Below are 17,631 nucleotides of genomic sequence, written 5' to 3'. Positions count from 1 at the left end.
GATACAATAATTATACAAGAAAAAAGTGAAGGCTTCCTCGATAAATCGAGAAAGCCTTCACTTTTTTAAACCACAAGGACTTTTTCAGTGGCCTCGGCTTGCCGAGGAGGCTCAGGTCTCGTCCCATGGAAAGCGAGCATCCTGTAGTGGAAATCAACAACACTCTACTCCTTTTACGAAAATTTGATCATTTAATTGACATGGTTGTTTTTCAACAGCGTGAAAAAAATCGACTGCAAAGTCGATTTTTTAATTGAGATAAATGGTAGGTATTTTGAAGCAGGTATTCGTAAAAGAAATATTGAATGATTAGTTACATATGCTAAAAATGTAAAATTTTAGATTTAAGTGAATACAAAGGAGGAATTACCCCTGAGCAAAATTGAACTGATTAATACATACAAAAACGAGCTTCAAAATTACTCTTTGGAACAGTTGAGGTATAAATCTGAAGAGGAGGTTTGGTCTATTGGCCAAATGTATGACCATTTAATCATTTGTGCCCATGAATATCTAGATAGCATGGAAACCTGCGCCACCCTAAATGATGAACAACCCCTTGGAAAAACTGAATTTGGCGAGAAGTTATATAAGAATGGGGGATTTCCACCAATTAAAATTAGATTACCAGAAGAACTAAATGATCCACCTAATAATTCAGATAGCAAGGACGAGCTGATCAGCAGAATTAAACAAGTAATACTAAGGTTGAGTCAATGGGAGTCGAAAGTGGAACATATTAACCCAAAATATAAAGTCCAGCATGGAGGGTTCGGATGGCTAAATGCAAAGGAATGGTATGATTTAGTTTATATGCATTTTCGTCATCATTTGCGCCAGAAAAGTGATTTAGAACAAAGGCTTGGTAAGTGACGGGCATTCTTCAAACTAACCGATATGAAAATTTTAATTTGCAAGGAAATAAGGAATTTAAATAGATAGAAAAATAAATAAAACAAAAAGACAAATAATAATAGGGAGTAAACAATGAATAAAAATCGGTTGGAAGCTTTTAGTGACGGTGTACTTGCTATCATTATTACAATTATGGTCCTAGAAATTAGGATTCCCCACAGTCCGAATATACAAGACTTATTACAGCTTTTCCCAACCTTTCTTAGTTATTTACTTAGTTTCATTTATGTTGGTATTTACTGGAATAACCATCATCATATGATACACACTTTACAAAAGGTGACAGGATCAATAATGTGGGCAAATCTTCATTTGCTTTTCTGGTTATCCTTAATTCCTTTTGCATCTGGTTGGATGGGAGAAAACCATTATAAGCATTATCCAACAATGCTTTATGGTGTAATACTCTTAATGGCCGCAATAGCTTACTTCATATTACAAGGTATAATTATCCAAAAAGAGGGAAAAAATTCAAAATTAAAACAGGCAGTAGGTAATGATTGGAAAGGTAAAGCTTCAGTGGTTTGTTACTTAGCTGCAGTTTGCACTTCTTTGATCTGGCCTTGGTTCGCTCAAATAATTTATGTAATCGTTGCAATTATGTGGTTATTACCGGATCGTCGAATTGAGAAGGTTATGCAAAGTAAATAAATAAAAAGTGAGGGAGTAGACTATGATGATCAAAGGTTTTGGGGGAATATTCTGGAGGACTAAAAATCTGGATGCTTTAAAAAAATGGTACAGTAAAGTGCTGAATGTTGAAATAGAAAATTGGAATGGGACGATCATTAAACCCGATTCTGAAAATGAAACGATCTTTTCTTTCTTTACGGAAGAAGACAATTATTTCCCAACAGAACAGCAAGTCATGTTAAATTTTCAAGTTTATAATCTAGATGAGACGATTAAGCATCTTGAACAAGTCGGTATACCTCTTGCTAAGGAAAAAGAGATTAGTGATTATGGTAAGTTTGCATGGATTAAAGATCCTGAAGGTAGATTAGTTGAACTTTGGGAGAAATAAACTTGCTAAGAAAGGGTTGCTGCGGCGATCCTTTTTTTATTTGTAACTATTGCAAAGGAATAAAAAGATTCTCCATAGAATATTAGTTTTTTAGTAACTCTGTATTATTTGAATACATAAAGGAGAACATACTATGTCAGACTTATTTATTTTTCTACCATGATTAATTCTTATTATAGTAATTGCTATTATTGTCTTCCTAATTAACAAATTTGCAAATAAAAAGAATAAAAGCACAGGAAGAATTGTTGGAAACATCTTATTGATATATGTCACTTTTAATTTAATAATAGGGGTTATTACTTATCTTAAAGGACCTTAGTTAATGATTACATACGTTAACTGTGAATTAGGGTTTCATAACAGAGATGGACTCATGCCCCTTTTTTAGTAAGTAATATTGAACAACTTGCTATCCAAAAATCAACTAGTAAAAGATTAATCTAATGGTCATTTATTGGCCCAGCATTTTTAATCAAAAGACATATTAGTTTCTTTAAGTAGTAAAATAGTTTACAATTTAGTAGTTGAATTGTAATTTAAGTAATATACATAATTAAATGACCATAGATCGCTGAGTTTTAGTTGAGTGTTTCTTCTATTATTGAGGGACATTTCAACTTTGAAGCGGGGGAACCAATTTTTGTACACTTGTACTTTGGGGTGAATCCTTTTTAGGTAGGGCTACTTTTTAGGTCCGAATCCGACAGCTAACCTCGTAGGCGTGTAAGAGAAGGTTTCCAAAATGATGTCTTATTAAGGCACTGGAGATTTTCCTAGTGTCTTTTTTGCATTCAATTTTGATAAAGTAAGTGGGGGTTATGTAGTGCTAGAAATGTATATATTTGGCGGGATTCTTATTTTAACTATGTTAATAGCAGTATTTATGACTCGTAAGGATTCTGTAGTAGATGATGAAAATGGAAAATATAAATGTGGAAAGTCTGAGAATAGGAAGAGAATCGTTAGAGAGAGAAAATCAGGTAAAGTCGTGAGAATAGATTGATTAGTATTGTAGAAAATCGAAATAAAAAATGGATTGAAACAATATTTGAAACTTCCGTTAGAGAGTGGTCAATTAGGCCATTCTCTTTTTTATATGGTTAGTTTTGGTTTCATAATTCATATTTAGTTCATAATGAGTCTATATAATATGTACATAATTATTTGTAAATGTAAGTAGGTGAATTTATTGAATCATGTAAATGTATTAGTTGTCGATGATGATGCAAATATTCGGGAGTTAATCTCTATTTTTTTAAGTGGTGAAGGCTATACAGTTATTGAGGCTGAAAATGGTCAAGAAGCATTAACGTTACTGGAAGAAAATAATATTCAAATAGTAGTAGTTGATGTGATGATGCCTGAAGTAGATGGATATGAGCTGACAAAAGAGGTTAAAAAATATTATGATATTCCGATTTTAATGGTCACAGCAAAAGGTGAATCTCAAGATAAATTAAAAGGCTTTGATTTTGGAGTAGATGATTATGTTGTTAAGCCGTTTGATCCTTTGGAAATCGTAGCCCGTGTAAAAGCTCTATTAAGAAGGTTTCAATTACTATCTGATAAAAATATTTTTGTAGGTAATTTAACGATTAATCAAGTTAAATTTGAAATTTCGGCGAATGATCAATCGATTACATTACCATTAAAGGAATTCGAATTATTGTTGAAGCTTGCTAGTCAAGCTGGAAGAATTTTTACGAGGAATGATTTGATTGAGCAAATTTGGGGACTTGATTACGAAGGAGATGAACGCACAGTTGATGTGCATATAAAGAGAATACGAGAGCGTCTAAGAGAGTTAAAGGCTACAGTCGAAATCGTTACAATTAGAGGTTTAGGTTATAAATTAGAGGAAAATCACGCATGAAAAGCATGTATACTAGATTGGTTTTAATCTTTATTTCAGTTATTTTATTGAGTTTAGTCATTACTTTTTTTATTGCTTCAAAATACTTTATAAAACATGTCGAAACAGAAGTACAAAGTGATTTAATTGATGTTGGAGAAAATTTTATTTCCATCTATTCTAAACAAGATAATCAAAATGGAGTAGATGCGACCTTGAAAATTCTTAGTAAAAATTTTTATATTTCACTGTATGACGAGTCGGGTAAAATCGTTTTGAAAAATACAGCACTAAAAAAGAAGAATATAAAAAAAGAACAAGTATTAAATGTACTAAACAAAAGTGATGTTCAAACAAAAGGATATCTCAGCGGTCTACCTTTTGAAAAAGATGGGCATCAATATGCTTTATTTATTCAGCCCAATATTGATCGTGGGTTCTTTAAAATGCGTAGAGTTTTATTTTTTAGTTTGCTGACAACTTTAATCATTGGGTCAGTAACATTTTTATTTGTAGCTAAGTTATTAGTAAAGCCAGTAAAAGAGCTAATTCGTGCAACAAAAGAACTAGCTAAAGGTAATTATGACGTTCAAGTAACGATTAAACGTAAGGATGAAATTGGACTACTCGCTTCAAATTTTAATCTGATGACGAATAAATTAAACAAGCTAGAAGAGATGAGAAGTGAATTTGTTTCAAATGTTTCTCATGAAATTCAATCACCGTTAACATCTATTAAGGGATTTGCAAAGGTTTTAAGAAATAAGCAGTTAGCTGAAGAGAAAAAGGAACATTATTTATCCATTATTGAGGAAGAGAGTGAACGTCTTTCAAAGATGAGTGAAAGATTATTAAAGCTGGCTTCATTAGACTCTGAGCAACATCCATTCCTGCCTACGACCTACAAATTAGATGAACAAATTCGAAAAATTATTTTGGCATTAGAGCCACATTGGGAAAGTAAAAAGCTTCAATTAGTTTTAAATTTACCACAAACAGAAATAGTAGCAGATCGTTTACTACTTGAACAAGTATGGATTAATTTACTTCAAAATGCGATTAAGTTCTCAAGTATAGCTGGGTACATTAAAGTAGATATTTTGGAGTTGGATCATACTATTCACGTCATGATTAGCGATAGTGGACTAGGAATAAGTAAGGAAGATATGGAGCGGATATTTGAACGTTTTTATCAAGCAGACCGTTCTAGAAATAAAAAAGGAACTGGGCTTGGTCTTTCGATTGTTCAAAAAATTATCGAAATACATCATGGGAAAATAGAGGTTGAAAGTGTTGTTGGGAAAGGAACTAGCTTTACGATTATCCTTCCGAAAAGCTTGTAAAATTAAAAAGTTCAATTTATGTTCTTAATTGTTCATATTCTGTTCATATAGATTTGATAAACTAATCACGTATTAGAATTGTAACCAATCGAAAGGGGAAATAGATACATTATGTTTGCAGGCTTAACGAAATTAAGTTTGAAGAACACAATTTCAGTTATTATATTAAGTGTTCTTGTTTTAGTTGGGGGAATTTATTCAGCCCAAAAAATACAAATTGAAACATTTCCTGATGTTTCATTTCCAGCTGTTGCAGTACAGGTAGTATACCCTGGTGCATCATCTGAGGATATAGAAACTGAGGTCACTAAACCAATCGAATCAGGTTTAATGAAGCTTGAAAACTATGATCAGTTAACAAGTACTTCAAGTGAAAATATGGCTTCAATCTTTTTGATTTATCCTTTTGGATCGGATATGGATAAAATTGAAAAAGACGTTGATAATGTAATCAATAAAACTAAGTTACCTGATAAAGCAGAAGCGACAGTTCAACGTATTGCGATGGATTCTGCTCCTATTTATCAAGTTGCAATTGCAAATAACGGACAAGTAAAAGACTTGCAACAATCAATTGAAAAAGATTTACTTCCTCAAATTAAAAAAATCAATGGTGTTAGTGATGTAAGTCTCCAAGGAACAAAAGATGAAGAAATTCAGATCGTTGTAGATAATAAAAAAGCAGAAGAAAAAGGCATTTCTTTAGATACGATTAAAACGGCAATTCAAGGTCTAGATTATGCAGTGCCATTAGGATCTGTTGAGAATAATGGCAAAACAGTTTCTGTTCGAATGAAAGGTACGTTAAATTCAGTCGATCAAATCAAAAAAACAGTTCTATCTAGTGCAGCTGCTCAAAGTTCACAAATGGGTACGATGACTCAAGGAGCACAACTAGGTAGAGGTGCAGGACAAGCACAAACAGTAACGCCAAAAAATGTTACGGTTGCTGACATTGCAGATGTAAAAGTAGTATCAGTTCAAGATCAAATTTCTAGATATAACGGAAAAGAAAGTTATATTTTATCTGTTTCTCAAACACAAGATTCAAATACAGCGGATGTAGCAACATCTGTTAAAAAAGAAATTAAAACGTTTAAGAAAGACAATAATGTAGAAACGCATGTCATTATGGATAACGGTAAAGAGATCGAAAAATCCGTTAGTTCTTTAATTAAAGAAGGTCTATTAGGTGCGTTATTTACAGTAGTCGTTATTCTGTTGTTCTTAAGAAATATTAGAGCAACAATCATTTCAATTTTATCGTTACCAATTTCAATCTTTGCAACAATATCAGTATTAAATACATTAGGTTACACATTGAACATTATGACTTTAGGTGGACTAGTTGTTGCGATCGGACGTATTGTTGACGATAGTATCGTTGTAATTGAAAATATATACAGATGGAAACAACAAAAAGGTAATCAATATAAGAAAAAAGAGATGGCATTATATGCAACTAAAGAAGTAATAGGTGCCATTGCATCATCTACATTTGCAACGGTAGTAGTATTTTTACCTTTAGCATTTGTAAGTGGTATTATCGGAGAATTCTTTAGACCATTTGCTATTTCAGTAGTAGTTTCGATTTTAACTTCTCTAATTGTTGCGATCATTTTAATTCCAACATTAGGAGCAAAATTCTTATCAAAACCATTAAAAGAACATAGTAATGATACTCGTTTTATGAGAGGTTACGAAAAGTTACTTCGTTCGGCATTAAAACGTAAATGGATTGTTATCTTATTATCAATCGTTTTGTTAGCTGGTTCATTATCGATGATTCCTTTATTAGGATTCTCATTCTTACCAGGTAGTGTAAATACAACACTTCAAGTGACTGCAACTCTTCCATCGAATAGTACTGTGGATCAATCAAATGTAGTCGCAAAAGAATTAGAAAAATACTTTGCAGATTCCGACAAAATTGACAGTGTACAAGCTACTGTTGGTGGTAAACGTGATTTTATGATGAATATGGATGGGGGCAAAAATAAAGCAATCTTCCAAATCAATCTAAAAGATGGAAAGAACATGGATAAAGAACTTTCAAAAATCAATAAAGAAGTTCCTTCAATTGTTGATGCGAAAGTAAAAGGTACAACAATCACAGCAAAAGAACTTTCTCAAAATGGTCCTCCAACAGGGAACAATATTGATGTAAATTTATACTCTGCCAACTTTAATGACTTAAAAAATGCAGCATCAAAAATTGAAAAAGAATTAAACAGTGATGATCGTCTGAAAAATGTTTCTAATAATTTAAAAGATGTACAACCTAAATTAGAAATTACATTAAACGATAAAGCACGCGATGAAAATATTTCAATGTTCCAAGTTATGGGAGCTATTAATGAAAAAATTAACGACGTTGAAATCGGTGATTACGATTTAAACGGCGAAACAAATAAGCTTACTGTAGGTTATAAAACGAAAGCAACTTCAAAAGAAGATATTGAAAAAATCAAATTTATGACTGCAACAGGTCCGAAAGAAATTAAAGACTATGTAACTATTTCTCAAAAGGATGCACCAGTTTCAATCAACCATGATGATGGAAAAATGTATGCATCAGTAAGTGCAGAAGTAAAAGGTAAAGATACTGCAGCAATTACAAAAGATGTAACAAATCATTTAAATAAGATTGATTTACCAAAAAGCGTCGATATGAAAATTGGCGGCGGTTTAGATATGATTTCAGATGGATTCAGCAGTTTAGGAATAGCAATGGTAGTTGCTGTTGGATTAGTATTCTTAATCATGAGTATGACATTTGGTGGCTTAAGAACACCGTTTGTTATTTTAACATCATTAATCTTCGTACCAGTCGGAGCTTTCTTAGCGCTATTTATTGGTAAGCAAACACTTTCAATGAGTGCAATGATCGGACTATTAATGTTGATCGGTATTGTTGTAACCAATGCGGTTGTATTATTAGACCGTGTTGAACATAACCGTAAAAATGGATTAGATGTAACTGACGCATTAATTGAGGCTTCAAAGACAAGATTACGTCCAATCCTAATGACAGCATTAGCAACAATTCTAGCATTAGTACCAATGGCCCTTTCAAATTCAACATCTGGCTTAATTTCGAAAGGATTAGCAGTAACTGTAATTGGTGGTTTAACAACTTCAACATTCTTAACACTAATCATCATCCCAGTTATTTATAAGTTAGTGAGCAAAAAGAAAAAGATTGAAGAATAATTGAAAAAGAGTGCCTCACATAAATAGTGGGGCACTCTTTTTATTTAAAACAAAACTCGGTTAATGAAAAACTAAAAAAGAGGCTGTCTAATAGACAACCTTTTAGATATACCTTACTAAATAACATAGACTAAACCGTTTCAGAGTTTATCATAATAAGTGCCATTTATTAATAACTAAAAAGCCATAAATGAGGCCTTTTTTATTATCTTTTTCCAAATGAACTCCTCCAAGATGACTATATCCAACAAGTATTATATCAGAATTAATATAGAATTATTAATATAAAAAAATGCCTAAAATAAAAATGGAAACTATTTAAATTCAGTTTCCATTTTTTTAAAACGAACACCAGCGTTTGTTGAATAGTAAGTTTTTGTAGTTACTTTCTTTCATTTGAAGTGGATTTAGCTGAACCTGTGAATGGATTAATTACATAAGATAAATCTTTGCCAGCCTCTTTTTCTTCTTGGTTAATTCTTTTTCCTAAAGATGAGTAATACCATATCCATGCACCCAATGTTAAAATGCCACCAATAGTTGAAATCCAAAAAGCCATCTATATTCCCTCCAACAAGTTCCAAATGAGAAACAGGAATATGTTTATTCTCTTAAAACTATATTCTTTTTATGCTTAAAAAATCCTTTCCAAATCCAACTACCCTGCTAGTTACTTGTACAAGAAAATCAACAAACTACTTCAATAGATTCAGAAGCAAATAAAGAGCTTAGGCACAAACGCTACCTAAGCTCCTTATATTATTTAGGTTCATAATCAAAATGTAATTCATTATTTTCATTTACAATTACACTTAAATTATAATCTTTAAAATACCATAAATCTGTTTCGTTTATAAAATAGACTACGTTATCAATCGTAATAGATTCTCCGATGTCCACAGGTTGTTCTTTAGTAACACCTAAAGAATAGCCTTTATGTATTGTACTATTTCCACCGTATCTCGCGAAAAAACGAATCGTATCTCCTTCTTTGACATTCATTTCATCTTTAAACCATTCTAATGCATCTTCGGAAATTGTAATTTTCATTGTATCCGACCTTTCTTTATCTTATAAAAATATTATAGTATGAATGTGAAAAACTATACAGAAAAGTGATGTTAAGTGCAAAAGTGTAACTAGAATAAAGAAGAAAACCCACATTTTGCAGGTTTTCTTCTATAATTGAAGTATTTTAAGACAGGCGTATTAGACAAAGCTATCTTATTTTTTGAAAAATGATAGTATGTTGTTTTTAAATAAAATAAATAGTGAAATGACTACAAATCCATAATAGACGATTTGTTCAACTAGTGGGATAGCATCGATAAAGGAGAAAAGACCTTCAGTGAATACTTTACCGCCAAAGAAAATTAATAGAATACCTAGTAAAGTAAAAATCACTTTAATATTTAAATTAATTGTAGTTTTGATAAATAAATATGCAATTAAGATAGCTGCAATAATTCCTAGTAAGATAGAAATCATACCAACAAAGGCGATTGTATGGGCATTTGATAAAATAAACAGAACTAGCTCTAAGCCTTCCCGGATCACAAATACGCTTGCCATTAAAAATAATGAGACACTACTGTCCATAATTTTAACTTCTGATTTTAGTTTATCTGAAATATTAATGCTACTTTGACTACTTAACCAGTAAATAAAATAGAAGATTAGCAATGCTGCAATTAATTGAATTACACCTTCAATTGTATGTTCAACATTTCCATCTAGTTCACCGAATGTTGTAAATAAGAAAAATCCAGCAAAAATACTAACTACTACTCCAAGTATTGTTCCGTAAACTACTGACTTAATTAAATGCTCTTTTTTACTTTGTATTAAAGTAATGAGTAAGTACCCGATTACTAAGGAAACCTCAAGGCCTTCTCGTAAAGCTATTAAAAAATTAGCATTCAATTCACTATCATCCTCCCGATTATATTTAAATCTTCTAACTAGACTATTCTTTAATAGTAGAAACGGACACTATTTTATTAATAAATAGGCATAATAAGTTATGTGGTAAAATTAATATAAAATAGCCCAAAATGTGAATTTTAGAAGGGGAAAAAATGGAATCTTTTACAAGTAGAGCGATTGAAATTATAAAAAATATACCACTAGGAAAAGTTATGACATATGGCCAAGTTGCAAAATTGGCAGGAAGTCCAAGAGGAGCTAGACAGGTTGTAAGAATCTTACACTCGATGGGCCAAAAATACCAATTGCCATGGCATAGAGTTATAAATGCTAAAGGTGAAATAGGAATCCAAGATGAAGAAGGATTTTTAAGGCAAAAACGTTTGCTCCAAAACGAAGGGGTCAAATTTACGAACGAGAGAACCATTAACTTGAATGAATATCAAGTAAGTGTAGTTCTTGAGAAAGAAGATATAGACTTAATTTAGGATCAAAGAAAAGGTGCTAGCTAAAAGATCTATAAGTAGGTCTCGCCCCATGAAAAGCGAGCACCCTGTAGTGGAAATCAACATCACTCTACTCCTTTTACGAAAATTTGGAATATAATTGACAAGGTTGTTTTTCAACAGCGTGAAAAAGGTGTACCATTTTGGGTACACCTTTTTTGTTAATTATTTTTATTTTTAAAATTCTCCACACATTTTGTTCTGGCCATCATTCCCCATATTACTACCTTCTGCGCAAAAATAAGTAAGATTCATTTGGTTTTGTTACGTATTCTCTCCGTTTAATGGGTTATTGGTATTACGATACTATTTAATATTGATTGTTGATGTTGATTGTTTTTTTGAATTAATAAAATTTCATATGAACCTTTCTTTGTTTCATCTGTTTTCATTGTGTAATTAAAATTTAGTATTTTCTTATTTTCATTTATATTATGATTTTCATTTATATTAAATGGTTTATTAAATTCATCATTAGTATTTAATAATTGGAAATGATCATTAATTGGTTCTTTTCTTGAAAATGTTGCATTAAATGTGAAGTCTTGTATAAAGTCATCTGTTTTAAATCCATCTATTTGCCACAATTGATTTTCATTTATGTTATTAGGAATATTAATTTTTTTAAGATAATAGTCACCAGTATGTAATTTTAAAATGCTTTTACCTTTTATGTCTAAAAATTCGACTTTGTTAAAAAATGGTACATATTCATATAATTTAAAAACAAACTTACCACCCTCTGAAATTAATGAATTAATAGCTTCTAAAGTATTAGAAATAGCTAAGTCATTTTTGTAAAGAATTACTGATGAAATTGGAGTTTTATCGAACTTATTATAAAACGATAATGTAATGTTTTTTGTATTATCATTTTCATTAAAGAATAAATAATTTTTTTCTGTTTTATTTGTTCCTTCCAAATTAGATATCATAGATTTTTGATGTTCTAATTTAGTAGTTGTTTTTTTTGTACTGGAATTACAACCGCTTAATAAAGCTATTAACAAAATACAACAAAACAATAATAATTTATTCTTTTTCACTTTAAACCCTCAAATCTGTTTTAAATTTAATGTCATTTCGTTTTTTCTTTAAAGGCCCAATAAGTTGTACCCACTTTATCTATTGCACTTGCTTTATAAGTTTTCGTAGATCCAATCAATGGGTTATGTACATATTTAAAATTTTTCACTTGAACCTTGTTAGCAGCCCATAAATGATAGGTCCAACCTTTCTCTGAATTAAAATTGATAACAACTTCTTTACCCCATGTTTTCCCAATCGTACCACTTAAATTAACTTTAGCAACATCTTTAAATCCAAACTCTGTTGAACCTGTAATTGAATAAGTGGTTGAAGTGGTTGCACGCATGGTAGTATTTGCTTTAGAAACATAAGATTTTAACTCTGTATCATCCCAACTTTTATATTGATAATTATAGCAATAATAGTTCCATTTATTATCTTTCCAGGGTCCCATAAATTCTTTATAACCAGATGATGATGTATCTCCAAATTTTTCTTTAGGTTTTGTTGTACCAATGTCTTCAGCTCTAGCACTTGTCGATATGCCAGTAAATATTAATACTCCTATTAATGAAATTCCTGTAATTATTTTTCTTATCTTTTTCATAATTCTTTTCTCTCCTTAAACAGTTACATTGTTTGAACTTAATTACTCAATTTTCTTAAATCTAGAAACGTTCTAAAAATAAGCTTAAACAAAAAAAAAAACTCTTGGAGACCTTATTTGAAATCAAATGTTTTATTTTTGAATATTTACGATTTTTTAGTAATAAATTGAATATCATATACAAACTTAGTTTACATAATGGACCTTAACGGAAGTAACACAAAAGCCAATCCCTTGCAGCAGAAGGGATTGGCTTTTGTGCTTTTTTCTGTAGACGGCGGTTTTGACATTCTAACTAAATAGATTTAGAGTGAGATTGCTACTCAAAATTCATGGATAAATGGATTTTGGGTATTTTTTTCACTTAAGAAATATGGGGAATACTCATGTAATAGACAATTCTATGAAAATAGGTGCAACTACGACTCTCTCTAAAAGGCTCGTCAGTCGATGAGTTTTCTTTATATGAAAATGATTTTTATTAAAACATTGTTACGCACAATATTGTTGTGAAATTGAACAATTATTATGTCAAAAGTGCTACATGCGAACACTTTACAATAAAACATTGTTTTGTTATACTCGTATCAGGAGGAATGTCATATGAGTGAAGAATTAATTTCCAAAAAAGATTTACTACAACTTACAGGCATATCGTACGGACAGCTTTATAGATGGAAAAGGAAAAACATCATTCCTGAAGAGTGGTTTATGAAAAAATCAAGCTTTACTGGACAGGAAACGTTTTTTCCAAAACAGAGAATTTTGGATCGGATTGAAAAAATAAAAGAGTTGAAGGATGATCAATCATTAGATGATATTGCTAGAGTGTTTTCAATCAATGAAGAAATCATTTCTGATCGTGGGAATGCTACTTTATCTTTGGAGCAAATCCCTAAACAAGTTGTACAAATATATCAATCACTTTTTCCAAATACTAAATTAGAGCATTTAGGTACGGTTCAACTATGTTCGTTACTTTTTGTAAACGAGTGGCTTTCAAATGGAAGTGTAACAATAGATGAAATAAAACAATTTTTAAATTTGGTTGAAACGCATAAAACCCAAATTAACATGGTTGAAGCGACTGTCATTTATATTCGAAAATTTGGTATGGGTACATGGATTATTGGAAATCATGAGACGTTTGTTGATCAAAAGGATTCGATCTTAATCAATGTTACTCTCTCGAGCTATTTAAATAAATCAATTAAATAAAGATAAGGAGGAGACATTATGGCGAATGTTCAATCGAAGCAAGATGCGATTATTAATGGTTCAGGAACAATTGGTACTGGACGATATGATGACGTTAAAATTAGTGGTAGCGGCCGAATTCTAGGTGATATTCTTTGTCATGAAGTAAAGGTAAGTGGTTCTGCTAAATTTAATGGTAAAGTAGAAACGGAATACTTTAATTGCAGTGGTAGTGCTAAATGTTTAAGTGATGTTGAAGCAAAAAAAATAAACGTCAGTGGCTCAGCTTCTATTGATGGAAAAGTTTCTGGTGGAGATGTCAATATTAGTGGTAGCTTTAAAACAAAAGGTGACTTAAATGTTCAAAGTATTCATGTCTCTGGTTCAATGAAAACAACAGGTTTAGTAAAAGCAGAAGTCATTAATATAAAAGGATCGCTTTCAACAGAAAAAGGATCTGAATGTGAAGTATTTACAGCAAAAGGTCACTTATCAATGAATGGTTTATTAAATGCTGAAAATGTAAAAATTACGCATGGTGGATATAGCTATCATAGTGGATTTAGTTATATTCCTGAAATTGGCGGAGAAACAATTGAAATTAGTCGATTTGATGACAGTAATGTATTTTCACGACTTTTTACGAAAATTTTTAACAACCGTACAAACTTCAAAGCAGATGTTATTGAAGGAAGTGCTGTAAAAGTTGATTATACGACAGCGAGTGTAGTACGAGGCGATGCTGTAACAATTGGACCAAAATGTGATATTGACCTTGTTGAATATACAGAAGATGTTCAAATTCATCCTTCAGCAAAGGTAAAGAATGTAAAGAAATTAGAACTATAAGCGGCTTAAGGGATATCCTAAGTTGCTTTTTTTTTTTGCTTTTTTTGAAAACGGTTTTTAAATAAAGCAGCATAAGGGAGTTAGAATAGAAATTTCTAATAAAGTGCAAGCTGGCTCTTAATTTCGGTTATTGAACTATAGTTAGTTGAATGTTAAGATAATAATGTGCAAACGGTTGCAATTGAAATTGTACTTAATTTTTAAAAGAAGGCTACTAATATAGTCAATATTGAAAACGCTTTTATGCATTTGGAGGAGAGAGATTATGACAAATCAAAGTTGGTGGAAGGAAGCGGTTGCTTACCAAATTTATCCACGTAGCTTTATGGATTCAAATGGTGATGGAATTGGTGATTTAAGAGGTGTAATTTCGAAATTAGATTATTTAAAAGAACTTGGTATAGATGTCATTTGGATTTGTCCATTTTACAAATCACCAAATGATGATAATGGTTATGATATCTCAGATTATCAGGACATTATGGATGAGTTTGGCACAATGGCTGATTTTGATGAGTTATTAGAGAATGTTCACGAAAGAGGAATGAAGTTAATTTTAGATTTGGTAGTCAATCATACAAGTGATGAACATCCTTGGTTTTTAGAGTCTAAAAAATCTAAAGATAATCCTTATAGAGACTACTATATTTGGAGAGAAGGAAATAAATCAGGCAATGAGCCAAATAACTGGGAAAGTATTTTCGGTGGATCTGCATGGGAATACGATGAAGCAACAGAGGAATATTTCTTACACTTATTTTCCAAAAAGCAGCCTGATTTAAATTGGGAGAACAAAGAAGTAAGACAAAAAGTCTATGATATGATTAATTGGTGGTTAGATAAAGGAATCGACGGTTTCCGAGTAGACGCGATCAGTCATATAAGAAAACGACCAGGTTTTCCAGATATGCCAAATCCAAAGAAAGAGAAATATGTGGCAAGCTTTGATATGCACATGAATCAAGAAGGAATTCATAAATATCTGGATGAACTAAAACGTGAAACATTTGATAAATATGACATCATGACAGTCGGAGAAGCAAATGGTGTAACAACAAAAGATGCACACCTGTGGGTTGGAGAAAAAGAAGGTAAGTTCAATATGATTTTCCAATTCGAAAGTTTAGATCTTTGGAAGAAAACCGATGAATCTGAAACTTCCATCGCTGATTTAAAAGAAGTACTTACTAAATGGCAAACTGGTTTAGAAGGATATGGATGGAATGCATTATTTATAGAGAACCATGATATACCTAGAGCAGTCAGTACATTAGGAAACGATGATGAGGCATTTTGGAAAATTTCAGCAAAAGCTATTGGAGTAATGTATTTCTTTATGCAAGGAACACCATTCATTTACCAAGGACAAGAAATTGGAATGACAAATGTTCATTACACATCAATCAACGATTATAATGATGTAAGTGCAAAAAATATGTATAATACAATGATTGAAAATGGTTCAACTGAACAAGATGTTCTAGATATTTTATGGAAAACAGGCCGAGATAATTCTCGCACACCTATGCAGTGGAACAGTACAAAGAATGCTGGATTTACAACGGGGAAACCTTGGCTCAAAACAAATAATAACTTTAATGAAATAAATGTTGAAATCCAAGAAAAAGATGCAGACTCTATTTTGTCATTCTATAAAAAGATGATTACATTACGTAAAGAAAATAAGGCACTGGTTTATGCACCGTATGAATATCTAGACGTTAAAAATGAACCCGTTTATGCATACACTCGAAATGGTGAAAAAGAAACATTCTTAGTGATTACAAATTTATCATCAGAGAAACAAAAATTTACTTTACCGAAAGAACTTACGAAAAAGAATGCCCAATTAAGTTTAACGAACATTGAATTAACAGATCATCAATTAGTTGAAAACATGGAATTTAAACCTTTTGAAGCTAGAGTTTATCGCTTAATTTAATTTTTTTATATGGTACTTACTCAAACAGACTGTCACATGACAGTCTGTTTGAGTAAGTACAGGATGATTGCTTTCAATGGGGGAAATCTGAGGAAGTGCAAATAAAAAGGCTGAAACTGCAATTAAATATGTGGAATTGCAAATAAAAAGGCTGGAACTGCAATCAAAAATATGAAAACTGCAAATAAGGCTACAAAACATGGGGTAATAGAATAATAAATCAAAAAAATAGAAGATATAATATTAAATTATCCTTTGAAACAACCCAAACTAAACATAATCTAGTAAAAACAAATGAATGGGGCCGAACTATTTACCACTAGATTTCAACTTAAAATCAAGTAAGAATACCACTATTTAACGGGAATCGTAACCTTATCAGTTAAGGTGAATTAGTGTTGGAGTTTCTCCATACCCTAAAAAATGGCTGTCGAATGATAGCCATTTTTTTCTGCATATTTTTGGCAAAAACCTACAAAGTTTTATAGTATTACAAACACTTCGACAATTTGTAACATTCCTGTAATGGCTTTCAAAATGGTATTTTGATAGACTTACATTATCAATGAAGGGGGAGAAAGAGATGAAAAAGCAAGTCCTTATAGCTTTCGTATGCTTACTGAGCATGGTATTTTTTACGACTAAATCACAAGCAGCATCTACATATAACCCATACTCAAAGAAAAATCAGGTAACAAAAATCGCTAAACAATATACTGGAGTGCCATATCGTTTTGGTGGTACAAGTTCTAAAGGTTTTGACTGCTCAGGTTACGTAGGGTATGTATACAAAAAAGTAGGTACTTCATTACCTCGAACTGCTTCGTCAATGTACACTGTCAGCTCAATTGTTAAAAAGCCTGTTCCTGGTGATTTAGTTTTCTTCAAAAATACATACAAAAAAGGTATTAGCCATGTAGGAATTTTCATGGGAAATAATAAATTTATTTCAGCCACTTCAAGTAAGGGAGTAGCTGTTGTAAGTCTTTCTAATTCATATTGGAAACCGAAATTCGCTGGCTCAGGTAGTGTAATTAATTAAACATAATAATAAATGCAATTTACTTTTCTTTAGAATGGTAGATTGCTTTTTTTTTGTACATTAAAAAATTATAGATTTGCTTCTTGCAACTGCGCCTCTGTCTCCGCCAATCTGCAAGTTTTCTTTATCTTTTCATAAAGTATTCTTTTTTAATAAATAAGTAGATTATGTTCCAATGATATA

Annotated in this window: 17 protein-coding genes and 1 riboswitch; of the genes, 12 read left to right on the top strand and 5 right to left on the bottom strand. The window is 31.4% G+C overall.

The window, feature by feature from the left end:
- Nucleotides 1-348 precede the first annotated feature (348 nt).
- From ACFVRR_RS12620 to ACFVRR_RS12590, 7 genes are all read left to right on the top strand, one after another.
- Nucleotides 349-873 carry a DinB family protein gene (locus ACFVRR_RS12620; RefSeq protein WP_387328828.1) on the top strand — a complete coding sequence of 175 codons (525 nt, stop codon included), beginning with the start codon at nucleotides 349-351 and terminating at the stop codon, nucleotides 871-873.
- 114 nt (nucleotides 874-987) lie between these two features.
- Entirely contained in the window at nucleotides 988-1,566 is a 579-nt protein-coding gene (locus ACFVRR_RS12615) for a TMEM175 family protein (protein WP_387328825.1), read from the top strand.
- Nucleotides 1,567-1,591: 25 nt separating this feature from the next.
- Nucleotides 1,592-1,939, top strand: a complete 348-nt coding sequence (locus ACFVRR_RS12610; protein WP_387328834.1) for a VOC family protein — start codon at nucleotides 1,592-1,594, stop codon at nucleotides 1,937-1,939.
- A gap of 599 nt (nucleotides 1,940-2,538) precedes the next feature.
- A riboswitch (cyclic di-AMP (ydaO/yuaA leader) is annotated at nucleotides 2,539-2,679 on the top strand.
- A gap of 86 nt (nucleotides 2,680-2,765) precedes the next feature.
- Nucleotides 2,766-2,945, top strand: coding sequence for a hypothetical protein (locus ACFVRR_RS12605; RefSeq protein WP_097976550.1), 180 nt, complete (start codon nucleotides 2,766-2,768; stop codon nucleotides 2,943-2,945).
- Nucleotides 2,946-3,131: 186 nt separating this feature from the next.
- Nucleotides 3,132-3,815 (top strand): response regulator transcription factor, encoded by a 684-nt coding sequence (locus ACFVRR_RS12600; protein ID WP_387328821.1) that lies wholly within the window; start codon nucleotides 3,132-3,134, stop codon nucleotides 3,813-3,815.
- Nucleotides 3,812-5,137, top strand: coding sequence for a sensor histidine kinase (locus ACFVRR_RS12595; protein ID WP_387328819.1), 1,326 nt, complete (start codon nucleotides 3,812-3,814; stop codon nucleotides 5,135-5,137). Before ACFVRR_RS12600 ends, ACFVRR_RS12595 begins: the two co-directional genes overlap by 4 nt.
- A gap of 111 nt (nucleotides 5,138-5,248) precedes the next feature.
- Nucleotides 5,249-8,350, top strand: a complete 3,102-nt coding sequence (locus tag ACFVRR_RS12590; RefSeq protein WP_387328816.1) for an efflux RND transporter permease subunit — start codon at nucleotides 5,249-5,251, stop codon at nucleotides 8,348-8,350.
- 382 nt (nucleotides 8,351-8,732) lie between these two features.
- Here ACFVRR_RS12590 and ACFVRR_RS12585 read toward each other — a convergent pair whose 3' ends face one another.
- From ACFVRR_RS12585 to ACFVRR_RS12575, 3 genes are all read right to left on the bottom strand, one after another.
- Nucleotides 8,733-8,909, bottom strand: coding sequence for a hypothetical protein (locus tag ACFVRR_RS12585; RefSeq protein ID WP_387328813.1), 177 nt, complete (start codon nucleotides 8,907-8,909; stop codon nucleotides 8,733-8,735).
- 200 nt (nucleotides 8,910-9,109) lie between these two features.
- Nucleotides 9,110-9,400, bottom strand: coding sequence for a HesB/YadR/YfhF family protein (locus ACFVRR_RS12580; protein ID WP_387328811.1), 291 nt, complete (start codon nucleotides 9,398-9,400; stop codon nucleotides 9,110-9,112).
- 174 nt (nucleotides 9,401-9,574) lie between these two features.
- Nucleotides 9,575-10,273 carry an FTR1 family protein gene (locus tag ACFVRR_RS12575; protein WP_387328808.1) on the bottom strand — a complete coding sequence of 233 codons (699 nt, stop codon included), beginning with the start codon at nucleotides 10,271-10,273 and terminating at the stop codon, nucleotides 9,575-9,577.
- Nucleotides 10,274-10,428: 155 nt separating this feature from the next.
- Here ACFVRR_RS12575 and ACFVRR_RS12570 point away from each other — a divergent pair, with 155 nt between their 5' ends.
- Nucleotides 10,429-10,764 carry an MGMT family protein gene (locus ACFVRR_RS12570; protein WP_387328806.1) on the top strand — a complete coding sequence of 112 codons (336 nt, stop codon included), beginning with the start codon at nucleotides 10,429-10,431 and terminating at the stop codon, nucleotides 10,762-10,764.
- Between the two features lie 299 nt (nucleotides 10,765-11,063).
- Here the strand turns inward: ACFVRR_RS12570 and ACFVRR_RS12565 are convergent, their stop codons facing one another.
- Nucleotides 11,064-11,828: a hypothetical protein gene (locus ACFVRR_RS12565; protein ID WP_387328804.1), complete on the bottom strand. Its 765-nt coding sequence runs from the start codon at nucleotides 11,826-11,828 to the stop codon at nucleotides 11,064-11,066.
- Between the two features lie 32 nt (nucleotides 11,829-11,860).
- Nucleotides 11,861-12,418 carry a hypothetical protein gene (locus tag ACFVRR_RS12560; protein WP_387328801.1) on the bottom strand — a complete coding sequence of 186 codons (558 nt, stop codon included), beginning with the start codon at nucleotides 12,416-12,418 and terminating at the stop codon, nucleotides 11,861-11,863.
- A gap of 603 nt (nucleotides 12,419-13,021) precedes the next feature.
- Between ACFVRR_RS12560 and ACFVRR_RS12555 the strand changes: the two genes are divergently transcribed.
- From ACFVRR_RS12555 to ACFVRR_RS12540, 4 genes are all read left to right on the top strand, one after another.
- Nucleotides 13,022-13,636, top strand: coding sequence for a DUF4004 family protein (locus ACFVRR_RS12555; protein WP_387328799.1), 615 nt, complete (start codon nucleotides 13,022-13,024; stop codon nucleotides 13,634-13,636).
- Nucleotides 13,637-13,654: 18 nt separating this feature from the next.
- Complete coding sequence (locus ACFVRR_RS12550) at nucleotides 13,655-14,464, top strand: polymer-forming cytoskeletal protein (RefSeq protein WP_387328797.1); 810 nt, start codon at nucleotides 13,655-13,657, stop codon at nucleotides 14,462-14,464.
- A 265-nt stretch (nucleotides 14,465-14,729) separates the two neighbouring features.
- Entirely contained in the window at nucleotides 14,730-16,406 is a 1,677-nt protein-coding gene (locus ACFVRR_RS12545; protein WP_387328795.1) for a glycoside hydrolase family 13 protein, read from the top strand.
- A 583-nt stretch (nucleotides 16,407-16,989) separates the two neighbouring features.
- Nucleotides 16,990-17,448 (top strand): C40 family peptidase, encoded by a 459-nt coding sequence (locus ACFVRR_RS12540; RefSeq protein WP_387328793.1) that lies wholly within the window; start codon nucleotides 16,990-16,992, stop codon nucleotides 17,446-17,448.
- Nucleotides 17,449-17,631: the final 183 nt, after the last annotated feature.

This window comes from Gottfriedia sp. NPDC057948, from assembly GCF_042887255.1.
Taxonomy (GTDB): Bacteria; Bacillota; Bacilli; order Bacillales; family Bacillaceae_G; genus Gottfriedia.
Note: the sequence above shows the minus strand (reverse complement) of the source record. Positions and strands in the feature narration are given on the sequence as shown.

Excerpts from the sequence above, each read along its gene's own strand:
- ACFVRR_RS12615 (WP_387328825.1), top strand. The coding sequence starts at position 988 with ATGAATAAAAATCGGTTGGAAGCTTTTAGTGACGGTGTACTTGCTATC.
- ACFVRR_RS12610 (WP_387328834.1), top strand. The coding sequence starts at position 1,592 with ATGATCAAAGGTTTTGGGGGAATATTCTGGAGGACTAAAAATCTGGAT.
- ACFVRR_RS12595 (WP_387328819.1), top strand. The coding sequence starts at position 3,812 with ATGAAAAGCATGTATACTAGATTGGTTTTAATCTTTATTTCAGTTATT.
- ACFVRR_RS12590 (WP_387328816.1), top strand. The coding sequence starts at position 5,249 with ATGTTTGCAGGCTTAACGAAATTAAGTTTGAAGAACACAATTTCAGTT.
- ACFVRR_RS12585 (WP_387328813.1), bottom strand. The coding sequence starts at position 8,909 with ATGGCTTTTTGGATTTCAACTATTGGTGGCATTTTAACATTGGGTGCA.
- ACFVRR_RS12580 (WP_387328811.1), bottom strand. The coding sequence starts at position 9,400 with ATGAAAATTACAATTTCCGAAGATGCATTAGAATGGTTTAAAGATGAA.
- ACFVRR_RS12570 (WP_387328806.1), top strand. The coding sequence starts at position 10,429 with ATGGAATCTTTTACAAGTAGAGCGATTGAAATTATAAAAAATATACCA.
- ACFVRR_RS12560 (WP_387328801.1), bottom strand. The coding sequence starts at position 12,418 with ATGAAAAAGATAAGAAAAATAATTACAGGAATTTCATTAATAGGAGTA.
- ACFVRR_RS12555 (WP_387328799.1), top strand. The coding sequence starts at position 13,022 with ATGAGTGAAGAATTAATTTCCAAAAAAGATTTACTACAACTTACAGGC.
- ACFVRR_RS12550 (WP_387328797.1), top strand. The coding sequence starts at position 13,655 with ATGGCGAATGTTCAATCGAAGCAAGATGCGATTATTAATGGTTCAGGA.
- ACFVRR_RS12545 (WP_387328795.1), top strand. The coding sequence starts at position 14,730 with ATGACAAATCAAAGTTGGTGGAAGGAAGCGGTTGCTTACCAAATTTAT.
- ACFVRR_RS12540 (WP_387328793.1), top strand. The coding sequence starts at position 16,990 with ATGAAAAAGCAAGTCCTTATAGCTTTCGTATGCTTACTGAGCATGGTA.